We start from the raw sequence: 22,696 nt of genomic DNA on the forward strand, positions 1-22,696 counted from the left end.
CCACGCTTGCGGGGGAGCAGCGTCCGATCCGTTTCCAGGTGATCTGGGCGGCGATACCCTTCGTGAAGGAAGGGAGTCAAAAAGATGAAATCGTTGAAGCTGGAGCTTGCCAACTGCTACGGCATTCGCAAGTTGGACGTCGTGCTCAACTACGACGGAGAGAGCACCGTTGGGATCTACGCGCCGAACGGCGCGATGAAGAGTTCCCTGGCCGCAACCTTTCAAGACGTTGCGGAGGGGAAAGACTCTCGCGATCGCATCTTTGCGGATCGCGTCACTACGCGCGTCATCCAAGACGAGACAGCCACCGATGTGCCCGCGGTCGGTGTATTGGTGGTGCGACCGTATGACGAGGCCTCGCCCAGCGGCGACGCATCGGCGGCGCTGCTACTGAACGCGACGCTCAGGCAGGAGTACGAGACGTTGCATGCGGACGTCAACGCTGCGCGTTCCTCGCTCCTGGGCGCGCTTAAAGCGACCTCTAAGTCCAAGCGGCCGGTGGACCGAGAAGTCTCGACGGCGTTCGCAGAAACCGCCGATGAGTTCGACGCAGTAATCCGGAACCTGAAGGCCGAACTCGAAGGCTGGGAGCCCGTGTTCAAGGAGGTCCCGTACGACCTGCTGCAGGACGACAGGGTGAGCGCCTTTCTCGCAAACGGCGAATTCCGCAGGGCGTTGGATGGCTACGTCAAGAAGTACAACGAGCTGCTTGCGGCCTCCAAATACTTCAAGAAGGGCGGCTTCAACTACTACGAGGCTGCGAATCTGGCCAAGGCACTCAAGAGCAGTGGCTTCTTCGTCGCCAAACACACGGTGGCTCTGCATTCGGACGAGCAGAACGAGGAGCTCACATCGGATGCCCAGTTGCAGGAGCTGATCAACGCGGAGAAGGCCAAGATCAGCGAAGACGCGGCGCTGCGCGCCAAGTTTCAAGAGCTCGAGAAGGAAATTCAGCGCAACGCTCAGCTACGCGAGTTTGAGACCTTCCTGCACAGCAATGTCGAGCTCATCCCTGAGCTCGTCGACATGGCAGCTTTCCGCCGCAAGCTGTGGCTGTCGTATCTCAAGGCCAATCACGACCTGTGCTTGGACTTCCTTCAGAAGCTCGATCAGGCAGCGGCTCGTTCAAGCGAGATCGAGGAAGAGGCGAAGCAGCAGCACACGCTGTGGGAAGAGGTGATCGACATCTTCAACGATCGGTTCATGGTGCCGTTCCACCTCCAGATCGCCAACAAGTCGCAAGTGGTGATCGGCAAGGAGGTTCCGAGGCTGGGCTTCGTGTTCAAGGAAGACCAAGATCATCGCGTTGTGGAGCGGGACCAGCTGTTGACGGCGTTGAGCACCGGCGAGCGGCGGGCGTTTCACGTCCTGAACATGCTGTTTGAGATTCACGCGAGGCGAGTAGCCGGCCAGACAACACTCCTGGTGATCGATGACATCGCCGATTCGTTCGACTACAAGAACAAGTACGCCATCGTCCAATACCTATCGGATCTGGCCGAGGACGCCCATTTCAAGCTGCTGATCCTCACGCACAACTTCGACTTCTTCCGCACCATCATCAGCCGCGGCCTGGTATCGCGCAGGAACAGCTTCATGGTGACGAAGACCAACGCAAGCGTGGAGCTCGTTCAGGCAGAAGGGGTGCGAAACATCTTCCAGCTCGTTTGGAAGCCACGATTCTTCGCGGAGAACAAGAGGAAGATCTGCTGTATCCCGTTCATGCGCAACCTGATCGAGTTCACGAAGGGCGAGGGCGACTCGGACTATTTGCGCCTGACCTCGTTGCTCCATTGGAAATCCGACTCCAATCAGATCTCGGTTGCGGATCTCGATGGCATCTACAACCGGCTGTTCGGCACGGCGGGACAATCATCCGATGACGGAGCGAAGGTCGTGGACTTGATTGACGCCGAAGCAGCGATTTGCCTCCAAGCGGCAGACGGCCTGAATTTCGAAAACAAGGTAGTGCTTTCGATCGCGATCCGGCTGAAGGCCGAGCAGTTCATGACCGCGAAGATCAATAACGCTCCGCTGGTCGCCTCCATCACATCGAATCAAACGCCGGAGTTGTTCAAGCTCTATCGCGCTCAGTTTCCGAGCGAGGCTTTGAACATCGCGGTCCTGAATCGGGTGCTCCTCATGACTCCGGAGAACATCCACTTGAACTCCTTCATGTATGAGCCGATCCTTGACATGTCGGACCTTCATTTGCGGCGCTTATATGGCGAAGTGCAGCGACTCCAGTAGCTGATATTCGACGACGAGCCGCGAGAACGATAAAATAACAACTGGAGGGAGTCCCAATGAAAAGCGAAGTCGTTGCTTCTGTTGCCGCCGCCGCATTCAATTGTCCCCACTGCGGGGCCTTTGCAAGCCAGAAATGGTATTCAGTGGCCGCCGCCGCTATCGCGAGGCTGCCCGCGATTCATTCACCAGAGGACCTGGCAAACGTCAGGACGTTTGGGGCGTCGCTCGGCGACACCTTGGTTCGTACGATGCGAATATCGCGTCCAGGTTATGGCTCCGAGCCATTTCTCGGCCTAACGAGGCGAGTGGATGAGGTTGTGGACGTCGAGAACCTGCATCTCAGCGAGTGTTTTCACTGCAAGAAACTGGCGGTATGGGCGCAACGTCAACTGGTTTCACCGAGCGCCAAGTCGGGGCCGGCTTCCAATGATGATCTCCCGGACGAAATTCGTCGGGATTATGAGGAAGCCCGATCCATCGTGGGCGACTCGCCGCGAGGTGCCGCCGCTCTCCTGCGCTTGTGTGTGCAGAAGCTTTGCAAGCATCTGGGGGAGTCTGGCTCTGACATCAACAAGGACATCGGCTCGCTTGTCACGAAAGGGCTAGACCCAACGGTGCAGAAGGCGCTGGATATCGTGCGGGTGATTGGCAACGAGTCTGTCCATCCCGGTGAACTGGATCTTCGCGATGATCAGGAAACTGCCTTGCTGCTTTTCGAACTGATCAACGCAATAGCGGATCGGATGATTACGCATCCGAAGAAGGTTGAGGCGATTTACTCTAAGCTGCCGGAGAAAAAGCTCCAGGGCATCATGATCCGAGATGCTAAGGCTAATGGGTCTACCACGTAGTGCCAATGCACCAGACGGGAGCTTAATGTAGCCGATAGCCTCCTCAAATATTAGACTGATGCCGTTTCCGGTTTTGGAACAATCGAGTCAACTGATTAATCAGGAGGGAGCATGAATATTCACGACGATCACATGTATCACGGTGCGGCCCTTATCCAGGTCGCAGAGCATCCGCAATTCACAGCAATCAACTCTCTAAAGATCAACGGGACTATTGTTCCGGTCGCCTACAAGATCAACGACGAGACTGCGCTCTATCTGAAATATGCAACCAAGCCTAAGCTCGCGCATCAGGAGTATGTTTTCACATTCACAAGTGAGCACCTTGCCGATCTAAAGACGATTCAGGCCAAGAACAGCAAAACGTTCATTGCCCTTGTCTGCATTCACGACCGGGAGATCTGTTGCCTCTCATATGACGAACTCGACGCTCTGGTCACTCGTCGGCGAGAAGCAAAGGGTGAAGAGGAGGAGCAGTATGCTGTTCTGGTCACCGCTCCAAAGGGGAAGGAACTTCGCGTGTATGTCAATGCTCCGGGAAAGAAGAACGCCATGCTGGGCAAAGAGATGAAGGTGCCTCGCAAAGCATTTCCCAGCATGGTGTTTGGCTGACTATCGGCCGGAATCATGGGACCTCCGGGGGGTCTCGGGAAGGAGTTGCGTTCATCGGGCCTGAGTTCTGTGCAGGTATGCGATCGAGGTTCACTTGGCATCCTGTGCACTCGAGTGATCGTTCATTCGCCGATCACGCGTCCGAATAATCACATAATGCACATTGTCAATTGTCCGCATTGGTCAGCCAGGGCCAGGATCCCGAAACAGACGGCGCTGACGGAAGTAAGCGTGATCGCCGCCCCGCCATGAACAGGTCGCAGGCAGATGGTTGATACATCCACCCGCAGCCCCGTCGTAGTTCGAAGCATGTGGGGAATGTTTAAACGAACTGCGACCGCAGGATGCGCAGATCGTTGAGACTTTTCGGGCGTGGACGCGGGTCGGTTAAACAATTTTTCAGCTCGATGAGTTTCGCCTTGAATCGCATGGAGACGACCTCGACGAAGTTCCAGGCCATGAGGTCGGCGAGCGACAGCGACGAGTGAGAACGTCCCGGTCTGCCCGAGCCCGTAGTCGCGCGGGGGTTGAGCCCAACCTCAACCCTCAATCTAGTAGAATATTCATTGAAATCAAGCACTTAGCAACATGCTCGCGTAATGCATCGAGTATCGATCCAATACCGGCTGCTCAGGACGGAATGCACCGAGCGAAAGCTGCGGCATCGAGGAACTGGAATGACGCAAGGGGCCAAAGCCTCAGTTGACTGCCTCGTGCAAGTCGCAACCCCTCGTGCAAGTCGCAACCTGAAAAGCAGGCTTTGAGATGCATGTGCTGGCGCCAATCGGCTATCCGTCACTACCCTCGGCCGCCGAGTTGCGGCAGTGGTCGGTGTTGGAGGTCGAAGACGACGATGGATCACAGGTGCGGTTGTTGGCCGGTCTGCTGGACGGCAGTGCAACCAAAGTGCGACTAACAAGCCAGATTGAGCAAGTCGAAGGCGGCCAGGTGCTCACCCGTTCTGGGAGCGTCTACACGCTGGCGGGCCCACCCGCCACCGCGGAACAAGCTCGCTCCCAGGCAAGCCGCCGCAACGCGTTGCTCGCCGGGCGATTGGCGCAAGACGTGACGCACGAGTACCTCAGGTAGTCGAGAGACGTATCCGTATCGTGTAAGCGTCGAAGGGCCGCTTGACCGCTCATTGCCGTCCGCCCAGACATCAAGAGATATGGTTTTACATATCGTATGTTCCTTCATATGATCGGGAGGATCAATACGACGCGACGTCACCATGTCCATCGAGGGCCGTCAGGCGAGGGATGCGAAGGTAGGCCGAATCCTTCTCTGGGAAGGACGGATCAGCCGCAGCCGGCTCATTGCCGAATACGGCCTGAGTCCCATCAGGGCCAGTGAATGGTTGCGGGACTTCAGGGAATCCTTCCCTGAGTGGGTGGCTTGGGACAGCAAGCTCAAGGCTGACCTGGCCACATCGAAGGCCTACGCCGATGCCGAGCGCGCCGCGAAGTCCTCTCAGCCGAGCGCCATCGACGACATGCTGGTGCCCTATGCGCCGGACACGCCGGGCCGGCCACTGTCGGTCTCCTGGGACTTCGTGCATACATCGCCCCGCACGTTCTCCCGTTTGAACCTGGCGATCACCGACCGCCAGCGGGTGAAGTTCCTCTACTGCTCGATGAACAACCCGGAGCTGCACGAGCGGACCATCGAGCCCCACAGTCTGGTGCGGGCCGGCCGCCGGTGGCACGTCCGCGGCTTCTGCCTCTTGCGGCAGGACTTCCGTGACTTCGTGTTGGGCCGCATGACCAAAGCCCAACTGTTGGCGGAACCCTGCACGGCCGACGCTTCGGCCGACGCCAGCTGGTCAACGGTTCTCAAAGTCAGGCTGGTCGCACACCCTAGACTCAGCCCTGCACAGCAACTGGTCGTTAGAAACGAATACTTCAACGGGGCCTCAGCGCGCGTCGAGAGCTGCAGGGCCGCCCTCCTGAACTACATGGTGCAGGAGCTGATGGCGGCGACGGACGTGAAGCGGCAAGTGCCTCCCGACTACCAGTTGGCGATTGAGAACACGGAGGAGTGCGGGCAATGGCTGTTCAGGACCTGACCGACCAAATTCGCCAGGAGAAGGTGGCCGAGCGCTACCCTCCCCTGTTCAAGCGGCTGCCGGATCGGCTGTTCACGCCACTGGCTTCGGCCAACCGCTTCCAGTACTGGACCTTGTTGTGCGTGCTGCACGCCAAGCGTTTCGGCCCGGAGGCCCCGCTGCCGCCCAGCGCCGGTTTCCTGATGGAGGGTCGGCCGGGATTCATGTGATTTCACGCCAAAAATAGCTTAAGTGACTGTCGGAAAATAAGAAATCGGAAATTTGGCTTAGCCTGAGACTGCTCAGCCGCTCAGCCGCTCAGCCGCTCAGCCGCTCAGCCGCTCAGCCGCTCAGCCGCTCAGCTGGTCAGGTGGTCAGCTGGTCAGCTGGTCAGCCGCTCAGCTGGCTATGTGTGCAAAAGCAGTCGTTGAACGTCAAACTCGGCTGCAATGACTGGAAATCCATTCATTGGCCTCCGACGCGACTCCCTCCCCTGCTTGTCACAGGAGGGCCTTCACCGGCGGCGGTACTGATCCGCGCCAGGCGCAGCCCGCATCGGCCCTCGTTTCTGCAGCGATCAAAATCGGGGCATGAAGCGAATTCGAGTCGCCCCGGGCAGGTTCGTCGTCGTCTCCTCGGAGATGGCGGAGAAAGCAGCGCGCGTGACGGCGACCGGTCTCACACGCGAGCAGGTCCTTGAGCTCAAAGCGGCCGAGCCCAAACGCGCAGCCGGTCTGATTGCAGGCTCGCCCAAGCCGTTGGGCATCGCCAGGCCTAGGCGGCCTGTTCGCTGAGCTACATGGGTGTGTATCAACTGCGTGTGATGCCGTAGCTTGGTCAGAGTGGCCGGAATAGAGGCTCTCCTCCCGGTTTCAAGCACTTGATCCCGAGCATTGCACGGCACGCTGCCGAGCGGCTAAATCGACGTCGCAGCCGATTGATGCTGCGCCAGAGAAGGGAAATCCGACCCATGACTACGCACATCAAGGCGGGCCCCAAGCCCAAGAAGGAAGACGGCACTGACGACCGCCGCCGCCACGTTGACGAGGAGAACTCGAAAAAGCATCCCACACTGCCGATCCACAAGCACGACCCGAAAAAGAAGTAGGCCCTCTGCAGTCCGATCTGTGCGGCGCCGACTGCGCATGCCGTCGGCGCTTGTGGTAAGCCGCAGTGACGGCCCAAGAGTCGACCTACCAACCGGACGCGGTCGCCACCTTGGCGCCCTGGGAATCCTCCCCTCGGGCACCCCCAAATGTGTCGTTACGATTTGTGAATGCGACTGCTGCATCTCTCCGACATTCACTTCCAGGAGCCCGACTGCCTGGAGCCTCTGACCGATCCGGAGCGCCCCTACAGGACGCGTCTGAAAAACGACCTCGAGACGCTGTGCGCCGAGAAGACCGTCGACGCCATCCTGGTCAGCGGCGACATCGCCTTCAAGGGCCATCCCGCCGAGTTCGAGGTGGCCGACGCCTGGCTGAAGGAGCTGGCAGCAGCATCAGGCTGCCGTCCTGACCGCATTTACGTGGTGCCGGGCAACCATGACGTGGACCGTTCCATCTGCCGCGGTTCGATGGCAATCTCCAACGCACAGGCTGCCATCGCCAATGCGCCTCACTTGCGCCGCGAAACCGTGCTGCGCACGCAGCTCAGGGACGCCGAGTCTGGCGCGGCGCTGTTCAAGCCCCTGGCCGCCTACAACGCCTTCGCCTCGCCCCTGGGCTGCTTTGTCAGCCCAGCGCAGCCGTACTGGGTCTACAACCTGGACGATCTTGGTGGCGGCGTGACTTTGCGCCTGCACGGCCTCACCTCGACGTTGATCTCCGGCTTGGAAGATCGCGACAACCAAGCCGGCCGGCTCTATCTCAGCCCGCTGCAGACGGTGCTTGACCCCGAGCCCGACGTGCTGAACCTGGTCATGTCTCATCATCCGCCTCGATGGTTCCTCGATGAACACGCCGTCGATGACGCCGTCAACGACCGGGCGCCGCTGCAGTTCTTCGGCCACGAGCACCGACAGCGCTGCATCCCGACCGACGGGTACATGCGTTTCAGCGCCGGCGCGGTGAACCCCGAGCGGCACGAACCCGACTGGAAGCCAGGCTACAACGTCATCGACATCGAGGTCGTCGGCGCCGGCAAGGAGCGCGTGGTGCGGGTACGCGCGCACGTGCGCCAGCTGCAGAAGAATCCGGAGCGGTTCATCGCCGTAACCACCAAACAAGGGCAGGATGTGTGGACCCAGGACATCCTGTTCCCCAGCCATGCCACGCACGTCGTCCGTCCGGCCGAAGCCCAGCCCGCCCAGGCGACCGCTCCAGCGCCGGCCGCGCCTGCGGCACCAGTGCACGTCGCAACGCCCGCGGAGGTGGCCATGAGCAGCCCGAACACCAAGGGGTTGGTCTTCCGGTTCTGGAACCTGGCCGACAGCCAGAAGCGCGAGATCATGTTCAAGCTCAAGCTCATCACCCAGGAAGACTTGGCGCTGAGCGATGAGGAACTCTATGACCGCGGGCTGCGTCTAGCTGCCAAGCAAGGGCTGCTCGAAGCGCTGGCCCGTGAAGTCGATGCTCTGCAACAACAAGGCTGACTGCCAGCCAAGGGAGGCATATGAAAGCTGAATTCCAGGGTTGGTACGAGGCGGTGCAGCTGAAGCTGGACCCGCAAGTCATGGAAGCTCGGTGGGCGGCCGTCCAGGCGCTGGCCGCATCGGTCAGCGACGAGGAACTTGAAGCCCTCGCGCGTGCAGCCTTCCGCTCCGACCAGACGATGGCCGCCACAGCCACGGTACGCGCCAAGCTGGCCGACAAGGGCGGCGCGATGCCCGACGAAGAGTTCGCGCTGCTTGCCGCGGCCACCCTGGTTGTCATCCTTCAGGAAGACCATCCTGCTGCAGCACGTGCGGCCACCATGATTTGCACGGCTCATTTCATGAACCTGCGCACGCTGCGCCAGCCGATGGATCTCGTCGGCCTGGGGGCGACTGCCAGGGTTGGGCTGGCCCGCACCTCGCGCCGGCGTCCGCCACTTGAGTTGGAAGCGATGCCTTCGCTGGAGATGGACACGACCTCGGCCGAAGAGACCCAGGACTGCAATGAGAGCATCAGGCTGCTCGCCAGCGCAATCACCGAGGCCATGCAGCAGCTCGCCGACCGGCAGGCTGAGTTCGAGGAGCGGGCCCTGCGCTACATCAGCATCCAGGACGAAGAGCTGAACATGCTGTGGTGGCTCCAAGGCGGCCGTACCCGGGCCGGCGAGGTGTTTGGGAACGTCCCACGGGAGCAGCAGCCCTTCGTGCTGGCGCGCGATCTCGCCGAGGCCACCTTCGACTTGCCCGGTGCGTCCGCCATCGGCTCGCTGCTGGATAGGGCCGGCATCAAGGACGACGAACCGCTGGAGATCGCGGCTGCCATCCAGGCCTTGCCGATTGACTGGCTCAGGATCGCGCTGCCGGAGGCCGACAAGCACAAGGCCTCGCCCGTCACCTCACCGCTGCACGAAGGGATCAGGCGGCGGCTGGAAGTTCGTGGCGAGAACTCGTGGGTCGCCGGTTGGGCGGGTGTCTGCGACGTCGCCCCCGCAGCGCGCCTGAGCCCGCTGCAGCTGGCGGACCTCTTCTACTGCGAGCAGCTCCTGATCCACAAGTAGCCATGGCAGACCCCGAACCGCAAGAAGACGCCGCGCCGCCCCGCTGCGCCAACCCGGACTGCCAGGTGGCGGTGGACGGCCGCTGCATTGAAGGCTTTCCCAACACGGCCGAGTGCCCGCAATTCGGACGCATCCCGACCATCCCGGTCGCCCCTGCGCCCGGCACCTATCCAGCACCGCGCAATGGCGTGGCCATGGAGGCTTCGACCACCTTGTCCGTCGACGAGGCCGACCACGTCGTCAAGAAACGACCGTCGCGTGTCATCGCCATCGCAGGCCCGCAGTCCGCGGGCAAGACCAGCCTGATCGCCGGCCTGTACGACCTGTTCCAGCTCGGCCGGGTCGGAAACGTGGCGTTCGGCCAGTCGTTCTCCCTGCACGCCTTCGAGCAGGCCGCGCACTACTCGCGCGCGGCGTCTCGCCGCACGACGCCCAACACGCCGCGCACCGAGCGCGGCGAGGTGCGCTTCTATCACCTGGAGTTGGTCGATACCGATTCCGGCGCCACGCCCAGCGTGCTGCTGGGCGACCGGGCGGGCGAGGAATACCTGGAGACGCGAAGCAACCCGCTGTCGGCGCAGGAGTTTCTCGAACTACGGCGCGCCGACGTACTGACCTTGCTCGTTGACGGCGAACGGCTGTTAGATGCCGGCCAGCGCCACAACCTGCGCTCTGAGGTCCGCCAGACGCTGCACGCCTTCGTCGAGGCCGGCGTGGTCAGGCCCACCCAGCGCCTGGCACTTGTGTTGACGAAGCTGGACGTCATCCGCAAGGCAGCCGATGGCGGCGAGCGGAGCTTCCAGGGATTTGACACGCTGGTGGCAGGCCTGCGCGCCGACTACGGCTCGAACTTCGCGGCCGTCGAGTCCTTCCAGATAGCGGCGCAGCCCAGCACTGACGGCGCCAAGCACGGCGAAAACCTGGATCGCCTGCTGGCTTACTGGATGGCCGAGCCGCTGCGCTACCGCCCGGGCCCAATGGTCTTCCAAGTGCCGGAGGCGGAGCGCTACTTCGACCGCCTCACGCCTGTGCCGAAAGACGTCCAATGAGCAAACATTCCGTCGTTGTCATGGGCCTGCCGGGCTCCGGCAAGACCACCTTCCTCGCCGCGCTGTGGCACCTGGTCAGCGAGAAGGAAGTGCCGTGCAAGCTGACCTACGTATCGCTGCAGACCGGCAACGTCGAGCACCTGCACGAGATCGCCTCCCAGTGGCGGGCGGCCAAGAAGCAGGAGCGCACCGCCCAGGGCGGCGACAAGCTGGTTTCGATGATCCTCAAAGCCGAAGGTGGTGATCCGCAGACCGTCACCTTCCCCGACATCGCCGGCGAGGCCTTCCTGCAGATGTGGGGCCTGCGCGAGTGCGACGAAACCGTCGCGGGCTGGCTCAAAGAACCCGGCGTGCTGCTGTTCATCCACGCCGACAAGATCACTGTGCCGAAATGGGTGATCGAAGAGAAGCTGCTCATGGAAGACATGGGCATCCCGGTCGAAGACCAGGCTAAGGCGGAGGAAGTGATCGACTGGTCGCCAGATTTGGCCCCTACCCAGGTGCAACTCGTCGACCTGCTGCAGTCGATGCAGGCCGACCCGTTGGACGTCGGGCCGCGACGCCTGGCCATCATCCTCTCGGCCTGGGACAAGGCGGCGGGCCGTGGCCTTTCGCCCGAGCAGTATCTGGCCAGGCGCATGCCGTTGCTCGACCAGTTCCTGAAGCACGGACTCAACCCCGACTGGGAGACGCGCATCTATGGCGTCAGTGCCCAGGGCGGCGACTATGACGATGACCAGACCAAGCTGCCGGATGCGGAGCGCCTGCGGGACATCGACGTGCCGTCGGAGCGAATTTCGGTCGTCTATGCTGGTGCCAAGTCCAACGACCTCACCGAACCCCTGCAGTGGCTGCTGACGTAGTGCTTCCCTCGTGATCATCAAAGTTCATCAAGCGCTGCACGGATATTCCGAGGGACATCGCCAGCTCGCCTGCTCGGCCAGACTTTCCCCGCAGGACGCCAAGCTGGTCCTCGTGATGAGCGATGTGTCGGGGTCGGGGGTCGCATCCGAAGGCAGCAGCTACCTGACCGGCTACCCGCTTATTGAGAGCGGCTTGTACGCGCTGGCCAGAACCTGGTCGGCGCCGGAGATGCCGCGGCCAGGCTGCGTCTGGACCCACACGCTCTTCATCGACTTCCCTGACTTGGCTGCCATCGGCACCCCGTCGCGGCTGGCCAAGCTGTTCGCCCGGCCGGACTCCCCATCCTGGTCCGCCTACGGCATGCCCGGGACCCTCGACATGCTGGACGTTGTCGAGCCCGAGCCACGCATGTCGATGCTGGAGGAAGATTGGCTGGCGGCCGTGCTCAACGGCCTCTACGAATCGGCCGGAAGCCGCGTGGTCGCCAAGCGCGATCCGGCGGTGCCGGTGGACGATCTGACGCTGCGGATCTGGGACCAGCAGTGGCCCCGTCTGCGTCGCTCTTTCAGGTTCTGCACCTTCACGACCAAGGACCGCTCGACGCCAGGTGCGTCTTTTGATCTGCAGATCCTCCCTGGCGCCGACATGTCGAGCCGCGCGCGCCTGCCGAACACGCGCGAGGTGTCGCCGATGTCGGATGGGTGCCAGCCCGATTGGCTGATGACGCTCATGGACGACGCCCGGCAGCCCAACTACGGCGGGCTGCGGGACACGCTGAAGCGGCTTGGCGCCGACATTCTGGGCGGCCGCGAGGCCATGCCGGTCTTCTGCGCCTTCCACCGCCTCACCAGCGGCCCGGTGTCGCCGACTCAGCTCCACGACGCGATTGAGATGGTCAACGAGCCCGGTCCGCTCTCGACCTCGGACCTCGCCCGCGCCCAGATCGCCGACCACGTGCTTTCCAACGTCGAGGACGCCGATCGCATGGCGTTGGACTACCTCTGGGACCAATGGCACTACATCGAGCCATCGCGCCTTCAGCAGCGCTTGCCGCAGGTGGCTGCGCCGCTCTGGCGGGCATCCCAGCGACGACTGCTGGCGGCCTTGCGCAATCCTACGGACGATGCATCGGGATGGGCGGCGCAGGTGCTCAAGGCGGTACCCACCGATGAGTTGCTGGCCGACTGGCCCGAGCGCGACGTGCCGCTACGTGAATTGCTGCAGGCGCGTCCCGACCTGGTCGAGATCCCTGCCTTCTGGTCGGTGGCCGACATTCGCTCCGCCCACGACCTCCACGCCCTGCCGATAACGGACACGGCCGCCGTCGCGCTGGTGCATGGCATGGAGAGCGAGCCGGGCATGCGCGCCGCTGTCCAGTCGCTCGGGCGCGTGCACGTCCTCAAGATCGTGCAGTTCTTGTGCGGGATGAATGAATCGGACGTCAGCCAGCTGCGCTGGGTCGGGTATTGCGTCGACGACGCGTCGGCGGTTGCAGAGTTCTTGAGCCAGGTGCAGGCACCGTCGCAGGCGCTGCTGTTGGAGTTCGCACGCACGATGGCGCCCGATTCAGTGCCCAACCAGTACGGCGACGATCCTTGGTACACCGCCTTGCTGAAGCTCAGGAATGCCAAGGGGGCCTTGCCGCATCGGCTTGCCGCCTACGCCTTTGCCCGCGCACTGGGCCGTAGCACAAGAAGCATCGGCGAGTTGCTGCAGATGACCTTCGAGCAGCTCCACGCGGCGCTGTCCAGCTCCTCGCTAGCGGACGAAGACTGGCGGGTGATTGAGCCGCGGCTGTCGTGGGTGTCCGACGACAAGCGTTGGAACCGAGCCGGTCGGCTGAGGAACGCGGTTGCCAGCGCGTACCTGGACCGGCACCTGTGGCCGCGCGGTTTTGCGTGGATGGCAGCTGACAACAACGTCTTTGTCGCCTTGATGGAAGAGACGGCAGAGCGCTGGGGTGGCAAGCGCTTCCTGAAGACTGTCGAAGAGTCCCTGGAGCAAGAGACCGACCCCTTCTGGCGGGCCCGGCGCGAGCTGATCCACTGGTTCCTCAAGCGCAAGTAGTTTCGGCAGGATGGCCCTTCTCTCTGATGACGGATCAGGGTCGCCGCCAACACACCGTACAAACCCTAGGTTTGCATCGGAAATTCGTCAACGTTCCCACGGACGGAAGTCGGACTTCCCGCGAGTGAGGGTGGCGAGTGCACCGCCCGCTGCTAAAACTGGTGCCTGGACTTGCTGTCGAGAGGTCTCACACCGTGAACGCCGAACGCGCCTTCGTCTCCATGTTGCTGGTTGCCACCGTTGTCGGCTTGGCGTTCCTCGGCTTGGCCGTGGGCCAGGCGATCAAGCTTGGCGAGATCACCGCGGTGCTGCGACACCCGTTGCTGGGCTCCGGAACCGCCTACCTGGTCACCGCGGCCCTCGGCGGCCTGCTGCTCCTGACGTTGCGGCCGCAACGTTGAGGCCTTCGAGGGCCAGGGCCTTTGGCCTGGCGGTGCTACTTTTCTGGGCAGACTGACCCTCGCCGACGGGCGACAACGGCTTAGCGCCGGCCGCCAGCGGTTATCAACAGAGTTGCCCACCAATCGGTCGAACAACCTGTTGGCGCCGACTTCACGCCCACCATGGTCTGACATGAGTTGGCTCCGCTTGTCGATCAGGTTTCAGGTTTTCAGGACCCCAGGCGAAAAGCCAGGGCCTGCTTCAACACAGTCCCTCTCGGAGGATCGCCTGCCTTCCACTCGCCATCGGACAAAACGTAAACAACATCGACCTCGCCCGTCCCGCCAACCGCCACGATGATGTGGCGAACATCAGGCATCACGGAGGTCGCAACCTTGATCGCACCCTCCATATCGGTGCTGTTCACCGGCTTGATCAGCAGCACCACGTGACCCGGCTCCGGCACGAGCAAGCCGAACCAGTTGCACATCAGGTCGTCGTTCCAAATAGGTTCAGGCGTCTTCTCGTTGAGGGCCATCTGGCGTTCCTTAAGGCTTGCACTGGAGGGACCGGCACAGCAGGTCCCGTCGCAAGCATATTCGCCAGGCGAACTGCACGGTCCGGCTCGGCCTAGCTGATGCCGCCAGAGCCCCTGAGCGGCGCCCTAAAGCTCTCGTGCCAATGGGGGCTCGTCGCCGCGGTCAGCCTGCCGCGGAAGCTTTGCTCTTGGCTTTGCCAGCAGGCGCTGGCTGGCTGATCCGGGCCAGCAATTCCTTGACCATTTCGCTCTGCGACTGCGCCGTAGCGGTGGCACCCGCCAGCGAGCGCTCCAGCTCCGCATTGCGCTGCTCCAGGTCGCCGGCCCGGGCGCGCAGGGTTTCGTACTGCTGTGCCGCCTGCTTAGCGTGGCCGCGCATGTCCTCGACCAGCTGGTTCTGGACGGCCAGGCGTTCGGCCGCTGGCTTCAGCTCGCGCAGCTGCTCGTCGACCTGACGCCGTTCTGCCCGGGCCGCGGAGAGCTGCGCCAGGGCCTCCGCCTTCTCCTGCAGCGCTGAGCGCAGTTCGGTCTGCTTGGCCGTCAAAGCCTCGGCGGCGGTGGCCACTTCGCGCTGCAGGTACTGGAGCTGCTGTTCGTGCTGCCGGGCCTCCCGGTCGCGCTGCTCGCGGGACGCGTTGCGGAAGTGTTCGAGGGCCTCGCGTGCGTGGGTGTGCTTCTCCTCCAGCGAGGCCACCTGGGCCTGGGCGGCGCGGATCTGCTCCTGGGCGCCTTCGAGCTGGGCAGTTAGCTGCGTGGTCAGCCGGCCATGTTCCAGGCGCAGCGCAGCCAGCTCGGCCTCCACCCGCTGGCTCGCGGCGCGCTCGGTCGACAGCTCGACCTGGCTGCGTTCCGCTTCCGTCCGGCCTGAGCGGGCTTCGCCACGGGCCTTCTCCAGCTGTTCTTTGAGGCCTCGGACCTCTTCAGCGTGGCCTGCCTTGAGCACGTCGAAGCGCTCCTGCGCCTCGAACTCCAGGCGGCCGGCCAAGTTGGTGACGAAGGCCAGCAGCTCCTCGCTGACCGATCCCTGCGGCACGCCGGCGCCACCCTCGTCGGCCTCGATGTCCTTCAGGTGCCGAAAGATCGTCGCCTTCGACCCGGTGTTGCCGAGTTCGATGCGGATGGCGTCGATCGACGGGTGCTTGCCCGCCTTGATCAGCGCCAGCCTGGCCCGTTGGACCTCGCCCTTCGTCACGCCTGCTCGTGCCATGTCTGCCACCAATTTCGTACGTATTACGTAATATCAGTATTACGTACCACGATACAGGTGTCAAGGCTTCGAAATCGCGCCGTTTGTCAGAAGGCTTAATATCGAATTATTCCTTCTGATGCCAATATAGGCGTGTCAAAGCCATCCGACGGCGCACGAAACCCCGGAAGTCCACGCGGGTTGTCTTACCGTCGCGCCTGGCTGCTCGTGGACGAGTTGAACCGCTCGCTCGAGGAGCCCGCCGTCGAACTGCGGCAGGGGGCGCTGGCGGCGGCGGAACAGCCTTAACCCCGATGGGCGTGAGGTTGATGGGGCCGTACCGGGGCATCGAGTCGAAGGTCAGGAGGCTTGTGCCCGGCACCGCACAGCAGCGCATGCAGTGCGTCGCCTTCTGCACCCTTGAGCCAGTTCTTGCCGAGTAGACCGTCGGCCTTCATGTGCCCGATCATGGGCTCGACCACCTGGCGCCGCTTGAGCAGCTTCTTCAGCCGCTGGGGCGCCCGAGCACCAAGTCCGGCAGGTCCTGCGTACGTCGCCCAATTGAGCACTCTGTCTGGTGATGACGAGCACGACGATCAGCCCGGCCGCGTGGGCGGCAAGTTCGGCTACCGCAGTGACCATTCCGCCGACTTGTGCACCTGTTCGGCACGCTGTGCAGGGCTTCGATGCTCCTGCGCAGCGTACTGGCCCCTCAGATGGACTCCTGCCGACTGCTCTACCAGGGCCGTGTTCTGCTCTGTCTACTCAGAACGCAGAGCGAGCCAGCAGTTCTCATATCCTCCCGGCAAAAGCCCGTCGCACCGCCACCGCAGCCGCCCATTGGGCGCCTTGCCCCTGTAGCATGCCGTCCCGTGCCTTCAGGTAGATGCGGCGCGCATCGAGCACCGTGTTCAGATCTACCAAGCCGGAGTCGAACAGTCGCTGGCTTCTGGACGCAGCGTCGGCGCCTGCCGTCTGCGTGCGCGAAAGCGCTGAGACCCCAGCCTGCGCTGCCTCCAGCTGCACGGCCGCCGCTTCAGCATCGGCGAGTGCGCTCAACATGGCCTTTTCATAGGACAGCATCGCCTCCTGGGCCTTGGCCTCGTGAATCTCGATATTGGCCCGGATGCGCCCGCCGTCGAAGATGGGCAGAGACAGCGCCACGCCGTAACCGACCACGGTCGTGGGCGATGCGCCGGCTCCCGCAACACTCTGGCGCTCCCGGCTTCCTGCCCAATCGAGCGAGATGCGCGGGTACAGGTCGCGTTTGGCAATTCCCAAACGAGCGACGGCGGCCTCCACGGCGCGCGCAGGCCCTCGTACGTCAGGCCGACGCTCCAGCAATTCGATGGGGAGCAAGACGGCCGGCATGGCGGCGGCACTGTCGGGAATTGGAGGAAAGCGCAAACCCAGCGGGGCTTGCGAGGCGCCCAGCAAGACCGCCATCTGCCGCAGGCGCACCTCTCGCGCCCCGCGTAGTTGAGCGGCGTTGGCTCGCTCCTGTCCAAGTTCGGCCGTCAGCCGGTCGACGTCGAGCCTGCTGACTTGGCCGGCCTGAAAGCGCCGCTGGGCCACCTCGATCTGACGTTCCAGGGTGGCCGCGACTTCGCGCGCGATGGCCTCCCGCTGCGTCGAGGACTGCGCGTCGAAGTAAGCCGTCATCACCTCTGCAGCGATGACAACACGCACGCTCTGACGGGCCAATTCTGCGCTTTCAAGATCCTTCTCTGCTGCAAGACTCGCCATCCGCTTGTCTCCGAAGAGGTCCAGCTCCCAGCTTGCCCGGAAGCCGCCGCGGGCGACCCGGGCCTTGGGATCCGCGCCCGACTCACGACCGCTTCGCATTCCGGCCTCCAAGCCCAGTTGGGGCACGCGGTCGGCATCGGCGATGTCCACCAACGCACGCGCCTGTTCGACCCTGGCCGCGGCCATGCGCACGTCCAGGTTGGCACGCAGAGCGGTCTCAACGAGCTCATTAAGTTCCTGGTTGCCGAAATCCCGCCACCACTCCGCGGTGGCCAGCGGCGTTGCCTGGGCACCACCTCGAACGTCGAAGGCCCATGCCGGCGGCACGGAGAGCGCTGGGGGAGTAGCGGGCGGCGAGGTGGCGCAGCCTGCCAGCAATGAGGTCAGAAGGGCTGTGATGGCGGCGCGGGACGGGACGCTCGGGGTCAGAACTTGCATGTGTGCTTTCGTCGTTGACAGTTGTCGATTCAAAAATGTACTATACGTACAGTACAGTTTCAACGCCACATCATCGTCATGCCTCACTCCTCACAGCGCTCCAGCGCGAAGCAACGCCTCATCGATGTCGCCTCTGGGATCGTCGCGGCACAAGGTGTTCAGGAACTCACCATTGAGGGCGTTGCCGCCGCTGCCGGCGTCACCAAGGGCGGGCTGATCTACCACTTCAAGACCAAGGACGAGCTGCTTGCGGCCGTCGTGCAGGCCCTCATCCAGGAGTGGGAGCAACGCAGCCGCGAAAAGGCCACGCAGGCTGGCAACACGGCCGGCGACATGCTCAGAGCGATGATCGACGTCACCTTCGACATGCCGCCTGAGGAGAAGCAGTTGATCAGCAATCTGCTCGCGGCGGCTTCCAGCTATGCCCACCTGCTGGGGCCGGTGCGCGACCTGTACAGCCGTCTCTACCGCGACTTCTCACAGACGGGGCCGCAGTCCGGGCAAGCGCTGGTGATCGCTGCGGCTCTGGACGGGCTCTCGATGCTGGAGCTGCTGGACTTCCATCACTTCACCGAGGCTCAGCGAGAAGCCATGCGCCACGCACTTCACGCGATGGCCAAAAAGATCACCTAACCCCCGCCACTGGAGTCCCATGTCCTCAACGATCTCTAAGGTCGCGGCCGCTGCATTGCTGGCCGCGCTGATGGGCGGCTGCGCCCGCACATCCCCGCCCGCCCCCCCCGCGCCTCGCCCCGTTAAGGTCGAGGTCATCGGCAGCGCAAGCGCGCGGCTGACAGAGTCCTTCCTCGGCACCGTTCGGGCGCTCCAACGCTCCGAACTCGGATTCGAATCATCTGGGCGCGTCAGCGCCATCCTGGTGGATGTCGGAGACCGCGTGCGCTCGGGCCAGGTGCTCGCCCGTCTGGATGAAGCGCCCGCGCTGCGGCGCTTGGAGAAGGCTGAGGCAGACCGAGCTGCCGCAGCCGCGGCATTGGCTGAACGCACCACGCTGCTCCGGCAGAACGAGTCGCTGGCCAAGGATCAAATCGTCTCGCAGGTGACGCTGGAATCCGCGCAGACGCAGCACCGTATCGCTCAAAGCCAGCTCCAGTCCGCAGAAGCAGCACTGGCGCTGGCTCGGCGGGAGCTCACGTTGTCTCGCATCACGGCGCCGTTTGACGGCGTCGTCGTGGCGCGCAACACGCAGCCGTTCACCGACATCAGCGCCGGTGCCCCCGTCTTCCAGATCGAGGCCGGCCAGGCTCTGGAAGTGGTGGCCATGTTGCCCGAGGCGGTGGCGGCCCGGCTGTCGCCCGGACAGAGCGCACAGGCTGTCCTGTCTCAGACGGCGCCAGCCGTCACCACGCTGCCGCTGAAACTGGAACGGATCTCCAGCCGCAATGACAGCGGCTCGCTGGTGCAAGCCATCTTCCGCATCGACGGCGCCGCACCGACGTTGCGCAGCGGTGCGATGGTTTCTCTCGAACTGCCAGGCGCCGCCGAACGGAGCGTCTCGGTTCCTGCGGCGGCACTCCTGCCCGATGCGGCACCGGGACGCGGCCAGGTCTTCGTTCTCGAACAAGCTCACCTCGTCGGGCGGACGGTCCAGCTCGGACAGGGGCTCCTTCCCGATGGGCGCATTCCCGTGACTTCCGGCCTGAAGCCAGGCGATCAGGTGGTGGTGGCCGGCGCGGCCTTTCTGAGTAACGGACAGGCGGCAGTCGCTCACGCCCCCACGACGCTGCTGCACGGAGCCACCCCATGAAGCTCACCGAATCAGCCCTGGGTTCCAGCCGGCTCACGCTCTTCGTGGCGGTGCTGGTGCTCCTGGCGGGCGTTCTCGCGTTCCTGCGATTTCCTTCCCAGGAGGAGCCGTCGACCACCATTCGCGACGCGATGATCTTCGTCTACAACCCGGGGATGCCGGTTGAACGGATGGAGCAACTGGTCGCCCGGCCGTTGGAAGCCCGGCTGCGTGAGTTGCCGGAAATCAAGCACGTCGTGAGCACCGTGCGCACCGGGTCGGTCATCGTGCAGGTCACGATCCTCGAGCGCTACGCCGACCTCGCGCCCATCTGGCAGAAGGTCCGCGCCAAGGTCACGGAGGTGTCGCCGCAGTTTCCAACCGGCACGTTGCCGCCTGTGGTCAACGACGACTTCGGACGCGTGGCGGTCGCCTCGATCGCGGTCACTGCGCCGGGGTTCTCCATGAGCGAGATGCGCGAGCCGCTCAAGCGGGTGCGCGATCGCCTCTACGCGCTTCCCGGCGTGCAGAACGTTAGCTTTCATGGCCTCCAGGACGAACGTGTCTACATCGAGTTCGATCGGGCGCGTCTGGCAGGGCTCGGCCTGGCTGTCCCCGCCGTCCTGCAGCAACTGCAGCAGCAGAACGTGGTGCTCTCAGGCGGCCAGATGGTGATGGGCGGGCTCAACAGCGCCGTGGTCGCTTCCGGCGAGATCCGATCGCTGGCCGCGCTGCGATCGTTCGTGCTCAGCGTGCCGGACCGAAGCGGCCAATCGGAGAACACCCTGCGCCTGGGCGACATCGCCCAGATCAAGGTGTTGCCCGCCGATCCTCCCGACGCTGCAGCCATCTACAAAGGCGATCCGGCCGTGGTGCTCGGCGTCTCGATGAGCGCCGGCCAGAACATCAAGGCGTTCGGCAAGAACCTGAAGTCGCGCATGGGCGAACTCCAAGAGCTGTTGCCCGCCGGCTTCACGCTCGACTACGTCACCTTCCAGGCCGACGTGGTGGAGCGCGAGATGGGCAAGATGAACCGGGTGATGGGCGAGACCATCGTGATCGTCATGACGGTCGTGGTGCTCTTCCTTGGCTGGCGTGCCGGCATCATCGTCGGCAGCATCGTGCCCCTGACCATCCTCGGGACCTTGATCTCGATGCAGTTCCTGCACATCGAGCTTCACAGCGTCTCGATGGCCGCCATCATCATCGCCTTGGGGCTGCTGGTGGACAACGGCATCGTCATCGTCGAAGACGTCGAACGGCGCCTGGCCAGTGGCGAGGCCCGCCGGGAAGCCTGCATCCAGGCGGGGAAGACGCTCGCGATCCCTTTGCTCACTTCGTCGCTGGTGATCATCTTCGCGTTCTCGCCGTTTTTCTTCGGAGACACCTCCATCAACGAGTACCTCCGCCCGTTGGTGGTGGTGCTGGCGATCGCCTTGCTGGGGTCGTGGCTGCTGTGTCTCACAGTGACGCCTCTGCTGTGCTTCTACTTCCTGAAGGCCTCGCATCACGCGGCGAGCGCCACGGCAGTCCCGGGGGGCGCAGACGCGCAGGCGCAGGCCCACGCTCATTCCGACGCGCGCGCCGACGAGGAGGCCATGACCGGGAACGCCAACGAGGCCCGCTTCTATCGCGCCTACCGTCGCGTCATCCATGCCGTTCTCGATCACAAGCTGATCTTCTTCGGCTCCATGGCCGCACTGCTTGCGCTCGCGCTGCTGTTGCTCTCGACTGTGCCCGCCGGATTCCTACCGAAGTCCGATCGTCCCCAATACCAGATCTCGATCGAACTCCAGCCCGGCAGCGATTCACGCCTCACGCTGGCGACGGTGCAGGAAATCAGTCGGTGGTTGTCGGACAAGAAGATCAACCCTGAGGTCACGACCAGCATCGGCTACGTCGCCGACGGCGGACCTCGGATCATCCTCGGGCTGAACCCGCCGCTGCCGGCTTCGCACATCGGCTACTTCACGGTTGGCGTGACGTCGAAGAAGGAACTGGACACGATGATTGCGCGCACCCGCGATCACTTGGCACAGCGCTATCCCGAACTGCGCGCCGAGGCCAAGCGGTTCTCACTCGGCTCCAGCGACTCGGGCACGGTGGCCTACCGCATCTCGGGGCCTGACGAAGTCGTCCTGAAGGGCCTGGGCGAGCAGATCAAGAAGGAACTGCGCGAGGTGCCGGGTGTCGTGGGTGTCCGCGACGACTGGAACAGTCGAGTCCCGCGGGTCAACGTGCAGATCGACCAGGCGAAGGCGCGCCGGCTGGGTGTGACGAGTGAGGATGTCGCCACTTCCTTGGCCGCACGGTTTTCCGGCATCGATGTCTCGATGCTGCGCGACGGCGACACGTTGGTGCCCGTGGTCGTTCGCGGCACCCCGGTTCAACGCCAGCGGACGGAGGATGTGGCCAACACGCTCATCTATCCGGCGGGCGCCGCACCCGTCCCCTTGTCGGCGATCGCCGCTGTCTCGCTGGGATCTGAACCCTCCGTCATCCGGCGGCGCGATCTCTCCCGCACTCTCACGGTGGAGGGCCGCAGCGAGACCGAAACAGCGCAGCAAGTGGTAGATCGGTTGGCTCCCGTCGTCTCGGCGCTCCAACTGCCGCCGGGCTATGCCATCGAACTCGGCGCGGAGATCGAAGAGGCCGCCGAAGCCAACGCGGCGCTGAGCGAATACCTGCCTCATGCGGCTATCGCGATGCTCATTCTGTTCATCTGGCAGTTCGGCTCATTCCGGAAGCTGCTGCTGATCCTGTCGATCATCCCGTTCACCCTGATCGGCGTGGCCCCCGCGCTGAAGCTGGCCGGCGAGCCCCTGGGCTTCATGGCGAACTTCGGCTTGCTCTCCCTGGCCGGGATCATCGTCAACAACGCTGTTCTTCTCCTGGAACGCATCGAGGCAGAGCTTCACGAGGGACGCAGCTCGCGACAGGCGGTCATCAATGCGGCCGTTCAGCGCCTGCGTCCCATCGTCATGACCAAGCTGACCTGCGTCGCGGGCCTGGTGCCCTTGCTGCTCTTCGGCGGCCCGCTCTGGTCGGGCATGGCTATCACCATCATCGGCGGCCTGGCGCTGGGCACGCTGGTCACTCTCGGCATGGTGCCTGCGCTGTACGAAACGCTGTTCGACAGCAAGCTCTCGAAGTGGATCGCCACCAAGACGAAGGAGCGACCGATGCCGGCCCCCGACTCCTCAGCGACCCACGCATGAGTTCGCCTTCAACCTTTCACACAAGCAACCTGACGAGAACGTTCAACTCTGCAAGAA

19 protein-coding genes and 1 pseudogene are annotated in these 22,696 nt (G+C 63.4%); 16 read left to right on the forward strand and 4 right to left on the reverse strand.

Going from position 1 to position 22,696, the window contains the following annotated elements:
- Positions 1-84: 84 nt before the first annotated feature.
- The 13 genes from N5D62_RS13880 to N5D62_RS13940 all read left to right on the forward strand — a co-directional run bounded on the left by N5D62_RS13880 (position 85) and on the right by N5D62_RS13940 (position 13,789).
- A complete protein-coding gene (locus N5D62_RS13880; RefSeq protein WP_279758419.1) occupies positions 85-2,250 on the forward strand; it encodes a phage infection protein in 2,166 nt (721 codons plus the stop codon).
- A gap of 56 nt (positions 2,251-2,306) precedes the next feature.
- Complete coding sequence (locus N5D62_RS13885; RefSeq protein WP_279758420.1) at positions 2,307-3,101, forward strand: DUF4145 domain-containing protein; 795 nt, start codon at positions 2,307-2,309, stop codon at positions 3,099-3,101.
- A gap of 111 nt (positions 3,102-3,212) precedes the next feature.
- Positions 3,213-3,713 carry a hypothetical protein gene (locus N5D62_RS13890; protein ID WP_279758421.1) on the forward strand — a complete coding sequence of 167 codons (501 nt, stop codon included), beginning with the start codon at positions 3,213-3,215 and terminating at the stop codon, positions 3,711-3,713.
- 765 nt (positions 3,714-4,478) lie between these two features.
- Positions 4,479-4,802 carry a hypothetical protein gene (locus tag N5D62_RS13895; protein ID WP_279758422.1) on the forward strand — a complete coding sequence of 108 codons (324 nt, stop codon included), beginning with the start codon at positions 4,479-4,481 and terminating at the stop codon, positions 4,800-4,802.
- A gap of 142 nt (positions 4,803-4,944) precedes the next feature.
- The gene (locus N5D62_RS13900; RefSeq protein WP_279758423.1) at positions 4,945-5,778 is read left to right on the forward strand and encodes a WYL domain-containing protein; all 834 of its coding nucleotides are present in this window, start codon (positions 4,945-4,947) and stop codon (positions 5,776-5,778) included.
- Positions 5,760-5,987 carry a hypothetical protein gene (locus N5D62_RS13905; RefSeq protein WP_279758424.1) on the forward strand — a complete coding sequence of 76 codons (228 nt, stop codon included), beginning with the start codon at positions 5,760-5,762 and terminating at the stop codon, positions 5,985-5,987. Before N5D62_RS13900 ends, N5D62_RS13905 begins: the two co-directional genes overlap by 19 nt.
- A gap of 740 nt (positions 5,988-6,727) precedes the next feature.
- On the forward strand, positions 6,728-6,865 hold the full coding sequence (locus N5D62_RS13910) for a hypothetical protein (protein WP_279758425.1): 138 nt from the start codon (positions 6,728-6,730) through the stop codon (positions 6,863-6,865).
- A gap of 168 nt (positions 6,866-7,033) precedes the next feature.
- Entirely contained in the window at positions 7,034-8,350 is a 1,317-nt protein-coding gene (locus tag N5D62_RS13915; protein WP_279758427.1) for a metallophosphoesterase, read from the forward strand.
- 20 nt (positions 8,351-8,370) lie between these two features.
- A complete protein-coding gene (locus tag N5D62_RS13920; protein WP_279758428.1) occupies positions 8,371-9,408 on the forward strand; it encodes a GTPase-associated system all-helical protein GASH in 1,038 nt (345 codons plus the stop codon).
- A gap of 2 nt (positions 9,409-9,410) precedes the next feature.
- Positions 9,411-10,457, forward strand: coding sequence for a hypothetical protein (locus N5D62_RS13925; protein WP_279758429.1), 1,047 nt, complete (start codon positions 9,411-9,413; stop codon positions 10,455-10,457).
- Complete coding sequence (locus N5D62_RS13930; protein ID WP_279758430.1) at positions 10,454-11,320, forward strand: hypothetical protein; 867 nt, start codon at positions 10,454-10,456, stop codon at positions 11,318-11,320. The genes N5D62_RS13925 and N5D62_RS13930 overlap by 4 nt, the downstream gene beginning before the upstream one ends.
- A 10-nt stretch (positions 11,321-11,330) precedes the next feature.
- Positions 11,331-13,388: a hypothetical protein gene (locus tag N5D62_RS13935; protein ID WP_279758431.1), complete on the forward strand. Its 2,058-nt coding sequence runs from the start codon at positions 11,331-11,333 to the stop codon at positions 13,386-13,388.
- Positions 13,389-13,582: 194 nt separating this feature from the next.
- Positions 13,583-13,789, forward strand: a complete 207-nt coding sequence (locus N5D62_RS13940) for a hypothetical protein (RefSeq protein WP_279758432.1) — start codon at positions 13,583-13,585, stop codon at positions 13,787-13,789.
- A gap of 209 nt (positions 13,790-13,998) precedes the next feature.
- Here the strand turns inward: N5D62_RS13940 and N5D62_RS13945 are convergent, their stop codons facing one another.
- The 4 genes and pseudogenes from N5D62_RS13945 to N5D62_RS13960 form a co-directional block, all read right to left on the reverse strand.
- Positions 13,999-14,307 (reverse strand): hypothetical protein, encoded by a 309-nt coding sequence (locus tag N5D62_RS13945; RefSeq protein ID WP_279758433.1) that lies wholly within the window; start codon positions 14,305-14,307, stop codon positions 13,999-14,001.
- Between the two features lie 163 nt (positions 14,308-14,470).
- Positions 14,471-15,499: a DNA-binding protein gene (locus N5D62_RS13950; protein WP_279758434.1), complete on the reverse strand. Its 1,029-nt coding sequence runs from the start codon at positions 15,497-15,499 to the stop codon at positions 14,471-14,473.
- A gap of 299 nt (positions 15,500-15,798) precedes the next feature.
- Positions 15,799-16,005, reverse strand: a pseudogene (locus tag N5D62_RS13955) (hypothetical protein); the annotation flags it as partial.
- 280 nt (positions 16,006-16,285) lie between these two features.
- On the reverse strand, positions 16,286-17,677 hold the full coding sequence (locus N5D62_RS13960) for an efflux transporter outer membrane subunit (RefSeq protein WP_279758435.1): 1,392 nt from the start codon (positions 17,675-17,677) through the stop codon (positions 16,286-16,288).
- 78 nt (positions 17,678-17,755) lie between these two features.
- On the opposite strand from N5D62_RS13960, the gene N5D62_RS13965 reads away from it, so the two are divergent.
- Genes N5D62_RS13965 through N5D62_RS13975 form a run of 3 tightly spaced genes read left to right on the forward strand, consistent with a single transcriptional unit; the run spans position 17,756 to position 22,639 of the window.
- Positions 17,756-18,310 carry a TetR/AcrR family transcriptional regulator gene (locus N5D62_RS13965; RefSeq protein ID WP_279758436.1) on the forward strand — a complete coding sequence of 185 codons (555 nt, stop codon included), beginning with the start codon at positions 17,756-17,758 and terminating at the stop codon, positions 18,308-18,310.
- 19 nt (positions 18,311-18,329) lie between these two features.
- Complete coding sequence (locus tag N5D62_RS13970) at positions 18,330-19,442, forward strand: efflux RND transporter periplasmic adaptor subunit (RefSeq protein ID WP_279758437.1); 1,113 nt, start codon at positions 18,330-18,332, stop codon at positions 19,440-19,442.
- On the forward strand, positions 19,439-22,639 hold the full coding sequence (locus N5D62_RS13975) for an efflux RND transporter permease subunit (protein ID WP_279758438.1): 3,201 nt from the start codon (positions 19,439-19,441) through the stop codon (positions 22,637-22,639). Before N5D62_RS13970 ends, N5D62_RS13975 begins: the two co-directional genes overlap by 4 nt.
- The last annotated feature ends 57 nt before the right edge of the window (positions 22,640-22,696 follow it).

Source organism: Mitsuaria sp. GD03876, assembly GCF_029840635.1.
Taxonomy (GTDB): Bacteria; Pseudomonadota; Gammaproteobacteria; order Burkholderiales; family Burkholderiaceae_C; genus Roseateles.

What these genes read in the sequence shown, in the direction of transcription:
- N5D62_RS13900 (WP_279758423.1), top strand. Translation starts at nt 4,945, where the DNA reads ATGTCCATCGAGGGCCGTCAGGCGAGGGATGCGAAGGTAGGCCGAATC.
- N5D62_RS13920 (WP_279758428.1), top strand. Translation starts at nt 8,371, where the DNA reads ATGAAAGCTGAATTCCAGGGTTGGTACGAGGCGGTGCAGCTGAAGCTG.
- N5D62_RS13915 (WP_279758427.1), top strand. Translation starts at nt 7,034, where the DNA reads ATGCGACTGCTGCATCTCTCCGACATTCACTTCCAGGAGCCCGACTGC.
- N5D62_RS13960 (WP_279758435.1), bottom strand. Translation starts at nt 17,677, where the DNA reads ATGCAAGTTCTGACCCCGAGCGTCCCGTCCCGCGCCGCCATCACAGCC.
- N5D62_RS13880 (WP_279758419.1), top strand. Translation starts at nt 85, where the DNA reads ATGAAATCGTTGAAGCTGGAGCTTGCCAACTGCTACGGCATTCGCAAG.
- N5D62_RS13945 (WP_279758433.1), bottom strand. Translation starts at nt 14,307, where the DNA reads ATGGCCCTCAACGAGAAGACGCCTGAACCTATTTGGAACGACGACCTG.
- N5D62_RS13905 (WP_279758424.1), top strand. Translation starts at nt 5,760, where the DNA reads ATGGCTGTTCAGGACCTGACCGACCAAATTCGCCAGGAGAAGGTGGCC.
- N5D62_RS13925 (WP_279758429.1), top strand. Translation starts at nt 9,411, where the DNA reads ATGGCAGACCCCGAACCGCAAGAAGACGCCGCGCCGCCCCGCTGCGCC.
- N5D62_RS13970 (WP_279758437.1), top strand. Translation starts at nt 18,330, where the DNA reads ATGTCCTCAACGATCTCTAAGGTCGCGGCCGCTGCATTGCTGGCCGCG.
- N5D62_RS13930 (WP_279758430.1), top strand. Translation starts at nt 10,454, where the DNA reads ATGAGCAAACATTCCGTCGTTGTCATGGGCCTGCCGGGCTCCGGCAAG.
- N5D62_RS13885 (WP_279758420.1), top strand. Translation starts at nt 2,307, where the DNA reads ATGAAAAGCGAAGTCGTTGCTTCTGTTGCCGCCGCCGCATTCAATTGT.
- N5D62_RS13890 (WP_279758421.1), top strand. Translation starts at nt 3,213, where the DNA reads ATGAATATTCACGACGATCACATGTATCACGGTGCGGCCCTTATCCAG.
- N5D62_RS13895 (WP_279758422.1), top strand. Translation starts at nt 4,479, where the DNA reads ATGCATGTGCTGGCGCCAATCGGCTATCCGTCACTACCCTCGGCCGCC.
- N5D62_RS13965 (WP_279758436.1), top strand. Translation starts at nt 17,756, where the DNA reads ATGCCTCACTCCTCACAGCGCTCCAGCGCGAAGCAACGCCTCATCGAT.
- N5D62_RS13975 (WP_279758438.1), top strand. Translation starts at nt 19,439, where the DNA reads ATGAAGCTCACCGAATCAGCCCTGGGTTCCAGCCGGCTCACGCTCTTC.
- N5D62_RS13910 (WP_279758425.1), top strand. Translation starts at nt 6,728, where the DNA reads ATGACTACGCACATCAAGGCGGGCCCCAAGCCCAAGAAGGAAGACGGC.